The sequence below is a fragment of the Bradyrhizobium oropedii genome, assembly GCF_020889685.1.
Taxonomy (GTDB): Bacteria; Pseudomonadota; Alphaproteobacteria; order Rhizobiales; family Xanthobacteraceae; genus Bradyrhizobium; species Bradyrhizobium oropedii.
The window spans coordinates 1-13,263 of sequence record NZ_JACMYO010000211.1; the positions used below are offsets into that span (position 1 = coordinate 1).

A 13,263-nucleotide genomic window follows, 5' to 3' on the forward strand; every position below is an offset into this window, starting at 1 on the left:
CGCGCTCGCATTGTCGTCGGCCATGTCATGGGCCGAGGAGCCGGAGGCGCCCAATGCCTTGGCGATGCCGTTGGGGTCGATGATCATGATGACGGCGCCATCGCCCAGGATGGTGTTGCCGGAGAACATGTCGATGTGCCGCAGTTTCGTGGACATCGGCTTGACCACGATCTCCTCGGTGTGGAACACGCCGTCGACCACGATGCCGAAGGTCTGGCTGCCGACTTGCGTGACCACGATGAAGCCGTTCTCGGCGTCGGTGGTGGTGGCGCCATCGTCGATCTTCAGAAGCTTCTTGAGGTGGATCAGCGGCAGCAGCTTGTTGCGCAGTCGCAAGACCGCGGTGTCCTTGATCCGCTCGATGCGGTGCTCGGAGTTGGCGCGGGCCCGCACCAGCTCGACGACGGAGAGCTGGGGAATCGCAAAACGGTCGCCGCCGGCTTCCACGATCAGCGCGGAGACGATGGCCAGGGTCAGCGGGATCTTGATGGTGACGGAGGCGCCCTCGCCGGCCACGCTCTTGATGTCGATGGTGCCGCCGATCTGGTCGATATTGGTGCGCACCACGTCCATGCCGACGCCGCGGCCGGACACCGAGGTCACTTGCGCCGCGGTCGAGAAGCCCGGCGCGAAGATGAACTTGTGGATCTGGGCTTCGGTCATCTTCTCCAGCTCAGCCTCGGTGACGAGACCGTTCTGGAGCGCCTTGGCCTTGATCCGCTCGGTGTTGAGCCCGCGGCCATTGTCGGCGATGCAGATGATGATGTGGCCGCCCTCGTGATAGGCGGACAAACGAATGGTGCCCTGCTCGGGCTTGCCGGCGGCAAGGCGCTCGGCGGTGGTCTCCAGGCCGTGATCGGCGGAGTTGCGCACCATGTGCGTCAGCGGATCCTTGATCAGGTCGAGCACCTGGCGGTCGAGCTCGGTGTCGGCGCCGTGCATCTCCAGCTCGATCTGCTTGCCGAGTTCGCCGGAGAGATCGCGGACGATGCGCGGCAGCTTCTGCCAGGCATTGCCGATCGGCTGCATCCGCGTCTTCATGACGCCTTCCTGGAGCTCGGCGGTGACGTTGGAGAGCCGCTGCAGCGGCACCTTGAACTCGGTGTCCTCGTTGCGCCTTGAGATCTCGAGCAACTGGTTGCGGGTCAGCACCAGCTCGGAGACCATGGTCATCAGGTGTTCGAGGGTGTCGACATTGACCCGGATCGATTGGTTGGCGATCTTGTCGCCTTCCTGGACATCGGTCTCGGCGGCGGCCTTGCGGGCCGGCTTCTTCGCGGCTTCGGCCAGCTCAGCGGCAGCAGGCGCTGCGGCCACCGGCTTCGCGGCAGGAACCGGCGTTGGCGCGGGCGCCGTGACTTCGGTCTCGGTCTCGCGGAAGGCGCGCTCGAGCTCGTCGAGCGAGACCTCGCCCGGACGCAGCGGACGCTCCAGCGTCTGCACCACGAGCGTGCCCTCGCTCATGTCAGCCTGCACCGACGGCGCTTCGACGACAGGCACGTCTTCTTCGGCAGCCGTCGGCATCGACTGCGTCGAGCCTGACATCGCGGCCATGCCGCGCTCGACCATCGCCTCCAGCTGATCGATCAGATCGCGGTCGTTGCCCTCAGGCTCGGCTTCGGTGGCCTCGAGCCCGCCAAGGATCTCCTTGATGCGGTCGATCGAGGACAGGATCAGCGTCACGGCTTCCGCCTTCACCGGCATGCCGTCGCGGAATTTGCCCATCAGGGTCTCGCCGGCATGCGCCAGGGCCTCGAGCCGCGGCAACCCGAGGAAGCCGCAGGTCCCCTTGATCGTGTGCACAAGCCGGAAAATGTTATCCAGGATCTTCGCGTTGTTCGGATCCTGCTCGAACTGCACCAGCTGGTTGTCGACCGTATCCAGGCTCTCGCTGCTCTCCGTCAGGAACTCGCGCAACAGATCGTCCATGGATAGGTCCCCTCAAGGTGCTACGGAACGCTCGCCTCGCATCGATAACTTGGCCGGCTTCACGGCGACGTTAATTTTGCCGTCCGTGCAAATACGGACGATGAAGCTCGTCAAGGACGACGCATCACGACATCACGATCAGTCTCACAAGGACAGGCCCTTACCACCCGGACGGGAAAGAGCCCGTTCCACCGGTCATCGCAATTTGAACCAAATGCGGCCGAGCGGCCGTTAAGCCCGGCGAAACATTCGCGACCATGACGCCGGTTGCATCAGAACGCGATCGCCCATGGGTTGAATCCCGCGAAGCGGTCAAGCGCACGCAAAGCAAAGGCGGCGGAGTTTCCTCCGCCGCCCCGATATTCGATGTCTGTCACGGCTACGCTTAGCGGAGCAGCTGCAGAACGCTCTGCTGCGACTGGTTGGCCAGCGCCAGCGCGGACACCGCAATCGACTGGCGGGTCGACAGCGCCTGGCTGTTGGCCGCTTCCTCGTTGGTGTCGGCCAGCGTCAGGTTGGACGAGCCGGTCTGCAACACGTTGATCAGGTTCTTCGAGAAGTCCTGGCGGATCTGGACGATCGACAGGTTCGAACCGAGGGTCGAAGCCTGGGTGCGCAGCAGGCCGCTCGCGCTGTTGAGCGTCTTCAGCGTGGTGTTGGCCGAAGCATTGTCGATGAAGTCCGTGCCGGCGGTCAGCTTGGTGAGGTTCAGACCGGAGGCATCGAAGGTCACGCCCTGGATCTTCAGCGTCGAGGAGCCCGTCTCGTTGAAGGTCAGCTTGAGCTGATCGCCATTGAGCAGGTTGATGCCGTTGTACGAGGCGTCCTGGGCGGTCGTGGTGATCTGGTCCAGGATGTTGTTGTACTGGTTGACCAGGTTGGCGCGATTCGACAGCCCGTTCGGATCCTGCACCGGGGCGCTGCCCGCCAGGCCGTTGAACAGCTTGCCGGCGCCGGCCGCCGTGCCGCCGATCGTGCCGAGCGTCGAGGAGGCAGCATCGTTGGTGGTGCTGATGGTGAGCGCACCGCCTGCGCTGAGCGACGCCTGCAGGTTGTTGGCCGAAAGTGCGGCGTTCAGGTCGTTGAGCGACTTCACCTTGCCCGGGCCGCTACCAAACGTGATGTTGGTGGCGGTGCCGTTGCCGGTCGCGCCGATCGTCAGCGTCAAGCCATCGAGCGGCGAAGGCGTTGCCACGGTGCGCGCCTTGGTTCCGGCGGTAAGGCCGAAAGCGGCCAGACCCGAGCCGGAGATGTTGAGATCCTGGTTGATGCCGGTGCTGATCTGGAGCGCGCCGGCCGACACGGTGGAGGCCGTGGTCGCGCCGGTGATGCCGTCGATCGCGGTGAGCAGGTCGCCGACCGTCAGGTTGCTGCCAGCGCCGGTGCCCAGCGTCACGTTGCCGGACGAATCGGTTGTCGAAGTGGTCTGCGAGGTCGAGAACGTGATCGACTTGCCGTTGACGCTGATCGTGCCGGTCGGGGTCGCCGCCAAGGTATCAGAGTTGGCCGCGGTGACGAGCTTGGTGGCGGCCGTGACCGGCACGGGCGTCGAGAGATTGTTGTTGACGACCGTTCCAGCGAGGGTGGCGTTGCTGTAGGTGGCGGTGCCGCGGATATCGTCGGTGGTGGCGCCGGTGATCGTGGCGGTCGTCACCTGTGACTTCTGCGAAAAGCCGACCGCGGCCTGCAGCGCCTGGTTGGCGACCGACTTGGCGCTGTCGACGAGCTTCTGCAGCGAGGTGATGCCGGTGTTGGCGGCCTGCAGCACCTGCACGCCATTGCCGATGCCATCCAGCAGGTTGTTGATGTCGCTGGCGCGGTTGTCGAGCGACTGCGCCGTGAAGAAGTTGGTCGGGTTATCGAGAGCGGTGTTGACCTTCTTGCCGGTGGACAAGCGGTTCTGCGTGGTGGCGAGCAGGTCGGCCGTCGACTGCAGCGAAAGCAGGTTCTGACGGACCGATGACGAAAGGACGATGCCGGACATACTGGTACCCTTCTGGATGAACACGATTGACGCGACGCCGTAAATTTCGCACGGCGACCCACGCCACACTGGTCCGTCCGCGCTACCCGTTCGTTAAAGGGCTGCTCCGTACAAATACCCAGAACGGCTTCGCCGGTAACACTACGGCTGCCGATGCAGATGCTCGGTGCAACGGCGCGCGTCCGCCGCCGGGGCAATGTCGCGGCGGCGAATTTGTCCTCGCATTTGCGAGACTTGCCACATCCTCGCGCTGCCGGCCGGGTGCTTCGAAAACCGAAAGAGCGGTCACGACGAGACGTGGTCGGGAATCGTTTAGAGTTAATGGAAATCAACAAATGCGAGACAATGCCGCAACCGTATCGTCCGCGGCGCCTGCCGTTCGAATCGACCGCGATCGCCGCGCAGGCCGATGCGATGCCGATCGTCTGCCCCCTAGAGGGTATAAGGTTCGCACTACAACCCTTGTGCAATTGGACAGGCAAGCTATGTTCGCGGTCCACACGCCAAGAGTAGGTGATGCGAGACCGTAGTGCTCCCGCCCTCGGCAGGAGCTCCAATGTCCGCGGTAACGCGCCCGCCCAATCGTCTGTTGCAAGCACTTCCCTCCGCGGAGTACGCGCAACTTCATCCCCATCTGGAAACCGTCGACTTGACCAAGGAAACCGCGCTCGCCGATGCCGGCGCACCGGTGCAGCGGGTTTATTTTCCGCACAGCGGCGTGGTCTCGATGATGGTCAATCTGTCCGACGGGCAATCTGTCGAGATTGCAACCGTCGGTCGCGACGGCGTCGTGGGCGGTTCCGCCGCCCAGCATGAGCGGCCGCCGCTTGCCGACGCGATCGTGGTGGTCCCGGGCACGGCTTCGATGCTGCGGGCGGAAGATTTCCGCGAGACCGCAAATCGCAGCGCAGATTTCCGGACCCTGGTTGCGCTCTACGAGCAGGCGTTGATGGCGCAGACGCAACAATCCGTCGCCTGCAACGTTTCCCATCCGGTGGAGGCACGGCTGTCACGATGGCTGCTGCGCGCGCGCGATCTGTGCGGCAGCGAGGCCTTGCCGCTGACCCAGGAGATGCTGGCGCAGATGATCGGCGTCCGGCGCAACGCGGTGTCGATCGTCGCGCATGGGTTTCAGCAGGCCGGCATCCTGCGTTACAGCCGCGGCCAGATCGAAATCACCGATATCGACGGCCTGCGGAAGGCGGCGTGTGAATGCTATGCGACGGTCAAGACGCACGCCGAACAATTGATCGGGCCGGAAGATTAACGGGCGCGCGCCGCGCCTGTGCAAATTGACCGGCCTGGCAACACAAACGTGATCACGCCGGCGATAGGCGTATTCCTAATGGAACCAAGATATGTTTCCATTGGAACCCAGACATGCCAGAATAAGTTGCAAGGACGTCCCGCTGCACGCGTCAGCGCTGAAGCCCAGAGACAAGCTTTGCCGGCAGGCAGGAGGTTGCTTTGGATACAGTTCCGCGATCACCGAACGGATTCCTGTCGTCGCTGTCGGAGAGTGATTTCGAACTGATCCGGCCGCATCTGCGGACGGTCGACCTCGCGGCCGATTCGGTCCTGACCGAGTCCGACGAGATGCTCAAGCGGACATACATGCCGCACAAGGGCGTGATCTCGCTGGTGGTCAAGCTCGCAAGAGGCGAGCGCGTGCAGGTCGCGATGGTCGGCCACGACAGCATCTACGGCGCATTCGCCCCGCTCGTCGAAGGGCCCGTCTTGAACAACGCCACTGTGCTGGTGCCCGGCCTCGCCTCGACGGTTGAGCTCGAGCCGTTGCGGGCGGCTGCGGGCCAAAGCCCGACGCTGCGCGCGACATTGATCCGGCATGGGCTCGCCGTCTATGCCCAGATCCAGCAGACTGCCGGCTGCAACGCCGCGCACACCGTGGAGTCGCGGCTGGCGCGTTGCCTGCTGCACACACGCGACCTCTCCGGCAGCAACAAGATCGTCCTGACGCAGGAAGCGATGGCGCAGATGATCGGCGCACGCCGCAACAGCGTGTCGCTGGTCGCGCATACCTTGCAACAGGCCAATTTCATCCACTACAGCCGCGGGCACATCGAGATCACCAACGCGGATGGACTGATCCGGACCGCGTGCGAATGCTACGCCGCGGTGAAGGCGCAGTACGCGGGGCTGCTGAGTTGCCAGGAAGCCGGCGGTTAGACTTTTACTGATTTTGACGGATTTTCTTCACGCAAACCGGTACCCGCTTCGCTCGAAAACGCTCGAACCGTTGCGCAAGCCGTACTTCTACGGCGTGCGATCTTCACCGTCGGATAACGCTGAATCCCCAGAGTCGGATCGACGCACGGGGGAGCCGATGTTCACGTATCAGACGACCGACCGGAAGGAGGCTCGGCGCTTCCGTATGGCCCAGTTCAACGGCCGCCCCGCCACCATCCGGTCCGCCGGTGCGACCGTCACGGGACGCGTGCGTGCGATCGTCGAAAGCAGGTCCGGTGCGACGGCGGCATGGGTGGTCACGATCGTTCCGGACGAGCCGAAGACAGCTGCGCCGGCCAAGCGGCCCGCGCCGCGCCTGTGCTTCGCCGCGGAAGACGATTTCTGACAATCAGCTCTGACGAACCGGATTCTGACGAATCGGATTCTGGCGAACCGGGATCACCGCTCAGGCGGAATGCAACAAGGCCTTGCGGACGAGGTCGGCGGTGTTGCGCGCACCGAGCTTGCGCATGGCCTCGGCGCGATGACTCTCGAACGTGCGCGGGCTGATGTTCATCTGCAGCGCGCCCTGCTTGTTGGAATAGCCGTCGCTGATCAGGCTGAGCACCTCACGCTCACGCCTGGTCAACGGCTTGCGGCCGGCTTCCGGCGCGAACATGACGTCAGGCGATCGCGCGCCCGCCGGCTTGTCGTCGCCCGGTGGCTTGAGATCGGTGGTCGGAAGCGCGTTCGGATAGATATCGGAAATCTGCTTGAGCATCGCGGACACCCGCTCGGTCTGCTCGAGCGCGTTCTCGATCACCTGCCGCAGATAGACCCCGTTGCCGGGCGCGTGCGCGAACTGCTGACTGTGCTGCTTGAGCTCGTTCATATAGAGCAACAACGCCGTCACCGGCCCGTTGAACTGGCGGACGATCGCGGCGCCGGTGTCCGCGGTCACCTGGGGTCGCGGCGGAGCGGCGCCCTGAAGCTCAAGCGGCTGCGTTTCGAGCGTCGCGGTTCCACCCATCCATGTGGGAAGGCGGGCCTCGGCACGGTTGTCGTGTTGCGTCATAAGTATGGTTTACCAAAGGTGAACTTGTGGCCGCGTTAACAAGGGACTCCGTAAAACTACGGGTGACGCAACTGTGACCTCGGGCCCCGACCTGCCAAGCAGGCGCAGATTACCGCTGATTTGGCAACGAATCTCGCATATTTGAGTCGAATTACAGTATTCTTACGGGATGGCCGGTCATTTCATCCCGGCGGCAATCGCAGGTGGGAATTTACCAACCCGGGCTCTCCCGGGCGCGTCCCACACTCCCGGGTTTCAGGTTGCAAAGCGCCGGGATCCGCACAGCGCCTTGGACATCAAGGGCGCCGCAGCCGCAGGAACTTCTCCAGGAACCGCCCCGAAAGAACGAACCTGAACCACCAATACGCCATTCGCCGGGTCGTCATCGATCATCCCCCTGGGCATCGGGATGGCATCGGCATACCGCGCGCTGGAGCCCGCGCGTATGAGACGGTTCACATCGGCCCACCGGCATCGGACCTGGATCAAGCCAGGCGAATGTCGATTTACAGCCCCGGCGCTCGCCGCGATGATCGCCGCCTCTCGATCAACAACAAAAGGGCGCGACAATGAAGCGAGAGCGGAACGGGCGACACGGATCCTGGATGATGATTGCGGCGCTCGCGGCAGCACTGCTGTTCAGCGCGGGCGCACAGGCCCAGACCGCGGCGGCCGGCGATGCAACGCCGACATCCGACAACGAGATCATGATCACGATCTTCCTCAAGCATGATCAATCGCGCCCACTCAGCGAACTCAACGCGCAGCTTGAGCGGCAGGGCTTCTACAAGGCATTTCCGCCCGAAGGTGTCGAGGTCGTCAGCTGGTACGTGATGATGGGGATCGGTCAGGCGGTGACGTTGCGGCTGCCGGCATCGCGGCTCCGCGAGGTCAACCGTGTCATCGAGAGCAGCGCCTGGGGCGCCTACCACACCGAGTTCTACCCAACCTATGACTACAAGGCGGTCGGGATCGGTAAACACGACAAGGCAAAGCAGTAGCGGATCGCGTCGAGATCGGAATTGAAGCCGCGGCCGCGCGGCGGACTTGCCGGTTCTGGTTCAATCAGAACCGGCTCACACTCGCTCCGATGCACTGCCTAGGCGTGGGCCCGCGAGCGTTGGCTCAGCCGCTTTGCCAGTATCCGCAAATCCTCGGCGCGCCCGCTGCAAAGCAGGCGGCTGAATTCGTCGGGATCGATGGAGGCAGGCGGGACATCGGCCGAGCTGCGGGCGTCGCGGCGTAGCCAGGTCAATCGGAAGAGACGCTTGAGCATCTTCATGGTTGTTAGCCCCGATGAGCGTCATTGTTAAATCGCGGTAATGAAATTTGGTTCCGCCCCTTGTGGTCGGCCGGCGCAAAAATTGGTTCAACGCAATCAGGCGAGCAGTGCCTTGCGCTTTTGCACCCGCGCAATGGAGCGCTGCACCGCGGCCCGATCCAGCGATCCGTCCTGCACTGCACCCGCGACAGCCGCGGCGATGCCGGCCATCGCCTGCTCCTGGTCGAGCAAATTGTTGCCGATGCAGACCATGTCCATGCCGGCAGCGATCGATTGCAGGCTGGCCGCGCTCGTGCCGAGCGCTTTCTGCAACCCCTGCATCTGCATGTCGTCGGTGATCAGCAACGTCTCGGGCAGGCGGCGGCGAAGCCGGCCGATTCCTGCCGGCGACAGGGTCATCGGATGCCGCGCGTCCCATTGGCGGACAATGGCGTGGCTGACCAGCACCGCATCGCCGAAGATGCATGGGGCCAGCGTGGTGAACAGCTCTTCCTGCTCCGGCCGCAGCGCGGCGGAAATCTCCATGAACTCCAGGTGTGAATCGACGCCCGCGCCGCCGATGCCCGGATAATGCTTCAGGCAAAGGCCCACGCCGGCCTGCCGCGCCGCAGCGTCAACCAGACGGGCATTGGCCTCGACCTCACCGATGTCGGACGAATAGGACCGCTTGATCTTGCCGATGTTGGGATTGTCGGGGTTGTCATCGACGTCGATGACGGGCGCGAAATTGTACCGGATGCCGAGCCGGCGCAGCTCGGCATAGCACGCAGCTAGGATCGTCTGCTTTTCCGCCAGTGTAAGCCGGTTGAAATCCTTCGCGCTCGGCAGCGGCCGAAAGCCCAGTCTATCCTTGAGCCGGCGCACCAGACCGCCCTCCTGGTCGATGAAGACCAGCGGCTGCGACGGCAGCGCCGCGATCTCGGCGCACAGCGACTGCACCTGCGCGGGCGACGCGATGTTGTTGTCGTACTGCCTAGTCTGGCGGGAATAGTCGAACAGGATCACGCCGCCGAGCCCGAATTGCGCGGCAAACTCCGTGAGCCAGGGCGGAATGACCTTGCCGTGGAAACCGAGGATGAAGAGTTCGCCGACCGACATGGCAGCTCGCTTATCGAATACGCATGGAATCAGCCTCTATAGATGGAATAGCACGCCGTGGCGGCGGTAAGAATACGACGCAGCTTGCTGCTCGACTGCGTTCGCCGTGCTCGCGTCACTATGTTAAGACACGCCGGCATGCCGGATCGCGCATGCCACAGCACAAGAAACGTCGGAAACCGCCCATGACAGCACCTTACGTTCCGCAAATGGCCCTTTACCGGCAATGGCTGCAGCAGACGCGCGGCCTCGAGTTTGCGGATTTCGAGGCGATGCGGCGCTGGTCGGTCACCGATATCGACGCCTTCTGGCAGAGCGTCTGGGATTATTTCGATCTGCGCTCGCCGACGCCGCATTCGGCGGTGCTGGCCGAGCGCAAGATGCCGGGCGCGGTGTGGTTTCCGGGCGCTTCGGTGAATTATGCCCGCCAGGTCTTCCGTCATGTCGCGCCGGCGCATGCCGCCGGTCTGCCGGCTCTGATCTCGAGCGGCGAGGACGGCAAGCTTTCGGAGACGAGCTGGCCGGAGCTGGAGCGCAAATCGGCGGCACTTGCGCTGGATCTGAAGGCCAAGGGCGTCCGCGCCGGCGATCGGGTCGCGGCGTACCTGCCGAACATTCCGGAGACGATCATCGCGTTTCTCGCGACCGCCAGTATCGGTGCGATCTGGAGCCTCTGCGCGCCCGACATGGCGGCTCCCGCGGTGATCGACCGCTTCAAGCAGATCGAGCCGAAGGTGCTGATCGCCTGCGACGCCGTGACCTATGCGGGCCGGCGCCATGACCGGCAAAGCGTGATCGAGGAGCTGCGGCGCGCGCTGCCGACGGTGCAGCACGTCATCCTGCACAGCGATGCGGCGCCGCCCGAGACACGGCTGTCGTCCATCCTCGCCGGCCAGGGCGCCGAGATCGACGCCTTCGAGCCGGAATGGCTGCCGTTCGATCACCCGCTCTGGATCGTCTATTCCTCGGGCACCACGGGACTGCCGAAGCCGATCCTGCACAGCCATGGCGGCGTGATCGTGGTGGCGCTGCCGCTCTCGACGCTGCACAACGACATCGGTTGCAGCTATCAACCGAATTCGTTCGGCGAACGCTTCCATTGGTACTCGTCGACCGGCTGGATCATGTGGAATTGCCAGGCCAATGGCCTGCTCAACGGCACCACCTGCTGCATCTTCGACGGCAGTCCCGGCGGCACCAAGGACAAGCCGGACTGGACCACGCTGTGGCGCTTCGTCGCCGACGCCAAGGCGACCTTCTTCGGCGCCGGCGCGGCGTTCTTCGCCAATTGCACCAAGGCGGAGATCGATCTCGCCGCCGTCGGCGATCTTTCGGCGCTGCGCACGCTCGGCTCGACCGGCTCGCCGCTCTCAGCCGACACGCAAGCCTGGTTCAACGAGCGCTTTGCCGCGCTGTCGAAACGCAACGGCAACGCGGCGCAGGCCGAGATGTGGTGGGCCAATATTTCCGGCGGCACCGATTTCGCCGGCGCCTTCATCGGCGGCAATCGCGAACTGCCGCAGACGCCGGGCATCATGCAATGCCGCCTGCTCGGCTGCGCGGTGGAAGCGTTCGACGAGCAGGGCCGCGCGGTGATCGACGAGGTCGGCGAGCTGGTCTGCACCGAGCCGCTACCGTCGATGCCGCTGCGCTTCTGGAACGATCCCGGCAATGCGCGCTATTTGTCGAGCTATTTCGAAACCTACCCCGACAATTTCGACGGCTCCGGCCGCGGCCCGGTGTGGCGGCACGGCGACTGGCTCAAGATCAACCCCGACGGCTCCTGCGTGATCTACGGCCGCAGCGACGCCACCATCAACCGCCACGGCCTGCGGATGGGCACCAGCGAGCTCTATTCGGCGATCGAGGCGCTGCCGGAGGTGCTGGATTCGCTGGTCGTCGACCTCGAATATCTCGGCCGCGACAGCTACATGCCGCTGTTCGTGGTGCTGCGCGAGGGCATCACCCTCGATGCCGCGATGAAGGCGAAGATCAACAAGGCGGTCGAGGCCGGGCTGTCGCGCCGCTTCCTGCCCAACGACATCTTCGTCGTGGCGGAAATTCCGCGTACGCTGTCCGGCAAGAAGCAGGAGCTTCCGGTCAAGAAGCTGTTGCTCGGCCATGCGATCGAAAAGGTCATCAACCGCGACGCGATGGCCAATCCCGGGTGCCTCGACTGGTATCTCGGCTTTGCAAAGACCTATCTGAGCAAGCAGGCCGGCGCGGCGTAAGCGATCGCACCATCCGTCAGCGCAGCCTGCTGCGCCATGGCGGCGGCGCGAGGGCCGCGCGCAGGTGCTCCACGAAGGCCTGCGTGCGCCTCGCCCGCCCACCCCGGCCGGGATTGAGCAACGCGACGATATCGGCCGGCGGCAGGCGATGGTTCGGCAGGACGCGCACCAGCCGGCCACCGGCGAGATCGCCAGCGACATCCCACTCCGACCTGACGATCAGGCCGTGGTCTGCCAGTGCCCAGGCCTTCACGACCTCGCCGTCATTACTCGACAGCATCGGCTCGATCCTGACGACATCGGGCTCCGACCCGGCGCGCTTGCGGGTGAACCGCCAGAGCGTCACGTCCTCCTCGTTCTCGCGCAGCGCGATGCATTGATGCCCGCGCAAATCCTGCGGACGCGACGGCGTGCCGCGGCGCTTCAGATAGGACGGCGAGGCGCAGAGGATGCGCTCGTTCGGCGCGAGGCGCAGCAAGCGAAGCGTGGAATCTTGCAGGGCGCCGATGTGGATCATGACGTCCCACGCACCGACAGCGGCGCGCCCCGGCCGATCGGACAGCTCGAGCTCGACGGACACGTCGGGGTGCCGGGATTGAAAGGTCGCAACGACCGGAGCGACGTAACGGCGCCCGAAGCCGAGCGGCGCACGAATCTTCAGATGGCCCGAGATGGTGCCGCGACGCGCCTGCAGCGCTTCCGTCAGCTCCGTCGCATCGTCGAGCAATGCGCTGCCGCGCAGCACCAGCAGCTCGCCCTCATCGGTCAGCGTCAGCCGCCGGGCCGAACGGCCGACCAGCTGAACGCCCAGCCGCTGCTCGAGGCTCTGCAGCCGCTGCGAGACCGCCGATGGCGTCACGTCGAGCGCTCGCGCCGCAGCCGCCAGCGAGCGGGCCGCAGCGATGGCCAAGAAGAAGCGGATGTCGTCAGTCGAGATCATTAAGCCCAGACTTAATATAAGAGTGATCTTCGGTAAATTGCGCTTATCATGGAAAACGTTAGCCTCGCCGCATGTCATCAGCCCCCGTTCCGACAACAACGCATCCCCTCGCCGGGATCGAGACGCCCTGCCTCGTGCTCGACGAAGACCGGATGCTGCACAACATCGCGCGCCTGAAGACGCGGCTGGCGCGGCTCGGCGTGCCGCTGCGCCCGCATCTGAAGACCGCGAAATCAATTCCGGCGGCACGCGCCGTGATGGACGGCCCAGGCGGCCCGGCCGCGGTTTCCACGCTGCAGGAAGCGGAGGTGTTTGCCGCGGCAGGCGTCAAGGACATCCTCTATGCCGTCGGTATCGCGCCGCAGAAGCTCGATCGCGTCGCTGCGCTGCGGCGACAGGGCGTCGACCTCTCCGTGGTGCTCGACAGCCCTGAGCAGGCGGCGGCGGTCACCGCGATGGCCCGCGCAACAAACGACCGCGTTCCCGTGCTGATCGAGGTCGATTGCGATGGCCATCGCGCCGGCGTCGGCGCGCGCG

General features: G+C 64.6%; 12 protein-coding genes. 6 read left to right on the forward strand and 6 right to left on the reverse strand.

Features of this window, described 5'->3' with window-relative positions; translation table 11 throughout:
* The coding region (locus H8A95_RS36650) for a chemotaxis protein CheA (RefSeq protein WP_229187512.1) at positions 1-1,929 on the reverse strand (1,929 nt) is incomplete at its 3' end.
* Between the two features lie 385 nt (positions 1,930-2,314).
* Complete coding sequence (locus tag H8A95_RS36655; RefSeq protein WP_229187513.1) at positions 2,315-3,913, reverse strand: flagellin N-terminal helical domain-containing protein; 1,599 nt, start codon at positions 3,911-3,913, stop codon at positions 2,315-2,317.
* A gap of 589 nt (positions 3,914-4,502) precedes the next feature.
* On the opposite strand from H8A95_RS36655, the gene H8A95_RS36660 reads away from it, so the two are divergent.
* From H8A95_RS36660 to H8A95_RS36670, 3 genes are all read left to right on the forward strand, one after another.
* Positions 4,503-5,180, forward strand: a complete 678-nt coding sequence (locus tag H8A95_RS36660; RefSeq protein WP_229187522.1) for a Crp/Fnr family transcriptional regulator — start codon at positions 4,503-4,505, stop codon at positions 5,178-5,180.
* 200 nt (positions 5,181-5,380) lie between these two features.
* Positions 5,381-6,100, forward strand: coding sequence for a Crp/Fnr family transcriptional regulator (locus H8A95_RS36665; RefSeq protein ID WP_229187514.1), 720 nt, complete (start codon positions 5,381-5,383; stop codon positions 6,098-6,100).
* A gap of 157 nt (positions 6,101-6,257) precedes the next feature.
* On the forward strand, positions 6,258-6,506 hold the full coding sequence (locus tag H8A95_RS36670; protein ID WP_163157416.1) for a DUF4175 domain-containing protein: 249 nt from the start codon (positions 6,258-6,260) through the stop codon (positions 6,504-6,506).
* Positions 6,507-6,566: 60 nt separating this feature from the next.
* Here the strand turns inward: H8A95_RS36670 and H8A95_RS36675 are convergent, their stop codons facing one another.
* Complete coding sequence (locus H8A95_RS36675) at positions 6,567-7,175, reverse strand: helix-turn-helix domain-containing protein (protein WP_233287350.1); 609 nt, start codon at positions 7,173-7,175, stop codon at positions 6,567-6,569.
* A gap of 605 nt (positions 7,176-7,780) precedes the next feature.
* Here H8A95_RS36675 and H8A95_RS36680 point away from each other — a divergent pair.
* Entirely contained in the window at positions 7,781-8,176 is a 396-nt protein-coding gene (locus H8A95_RS36680; protein ID WP_229187516.1) for a hypothetical protein, read from the forward strand.
* Between the two features lie 98 nt (positions 8,177-8,274).
* Here the strand turns inward: H8A95_RS36680 and H8A95_RS36685 are convergent, their stop codons facing one another.
* The gene (locus tag H8A95_RS36685) at positions 8,275-8,457 is read right to left on the reverse strand and encodes a hypothetical protein (RefSeq protein ID WP_229187517.1); all 183 of its coding nucleotides are present in this window, start codon (positions 8,455-8,457) and stop codon (positions 8,275-8,277) included.
* 96 nt (positions 8,458-8,553) lie between these two features.
* Positions 8,554-9,555 carry a glycoside hydrolase family 3 N-terminal domain-containing protein gene (locus H8A95_RS36690; protein WP_229187518.1) on the reverse strand — a complete coding sequence of 334 codons (1,002 nt, stop codon included), beginning with the start codon at positions 9,553-9,555 and terminating at the stop codon, positions 8,554-8,556.
* Positions 9,556-9,707: 152 nt separating this feature from the next.
* Between H8A95_RS36690 and H8A95_RS36695 the strand changes: the two genes are divergently transcribed.
* Positions 9,708-11,786, forward strand: a complete 2,079-nt coding sequence (locus H8A95_RS36695) for an acetoacetate--CoA ligase (RefSeq protein WP_274617702.1) — start codon at positions 9,708-9,710, stop codon at positions 11,784-11,786.
* 16 nt (positions 11,787-11,802) lie between these two features.
* Here H8A95_RS36695 and H8A95_RS36700 read toward each other — a convergent pair whose 3' ends face one another.
* A complete protein-coding gene (locus tag H8A95_RS36700) occupies positions 11,803-12,726 on the reverse strand; it encodes a LysR substrate-binding domain-containing protein (protein ID WP_229187520.1) in 924 nt (307 codons plus the stop codon).
* 71 nt (positions 12,727-12,797) lie between these two features.
* On the opposite strand from H8A95_RS36700, the gene H8A95_RS36705 reads away from it, so the two are divergent.
* The coding region (locus tag H8A95_RS36705; protein WP_229187521.1) for an alanine racemase at positions 12,798-13,263 on the forward strand (466 nt) is incomplete at its 3' end.

What these genes read in the sequence shown, in the direction of transcription:
- H8A95_RS36655 (WP_229187513.1), bottom strand. Translation starts at nt 3,913, where the DNA reads ATGTCCGGCATCGTCCTTTCGTCATCGGTCCGTCAGAACCTGCTTTCG.
- H8A95_RS36670 (WP_163157416.1), top strand. Translation starts at nt 6,258, where the DNA reads ATGTTCACGTATCAGACGACCGACCGGAAGGAGGCTCGGCGCTTCCGT.
- H8A95_RS36675 (WP_233287350.1), bottom strand. Translation starts at nt 7,175, where the DNA reads ATGACGCAACACGACAACCGTGCCGAGGCCCGCCTTCCCACATGGATG.
- H8A95_RS36680 (WP_229187516.1), top strand. Translation starts at nt 7,781, where the DNA reads ATGATGATTGCGGCGCTCGCGGCAGCACTGCTGTTCAGCGCGGGCGCA.
- H8A95_RS36685 (WP_229187517.1), bottom strand. Translation starts at nt 8,457, where the DNA reads ATGAAGATGCTCAAGCGTCTCTTCCGATTGACCTGGCTACGCCGCGAC.
- H8A95_RS36690 (WP_229187518.1), bottom strand. Translation starts at nt 9,555, where the DNA reads ATGTCGGTCGGCGAACTCTTCATCCTCGGTTTCCACGGCAAGGTCATT.
- H8A95_RS36695 (WP_274617702.1), top strand. Translation starts at nt 9,708, where the DNA reads ATGCCACAGCACAAGAAACGTCGGAAACCGCCCATGACAGCACCTTAC.
- H8A95_RS36700 (WP_229187520.1), bottom strand. Translation starts at nt 12,726, where the DNA reads ATGATCTCGACTGACGACATCCGCTTCTTCTTGGCCATCGCTGCGGCC.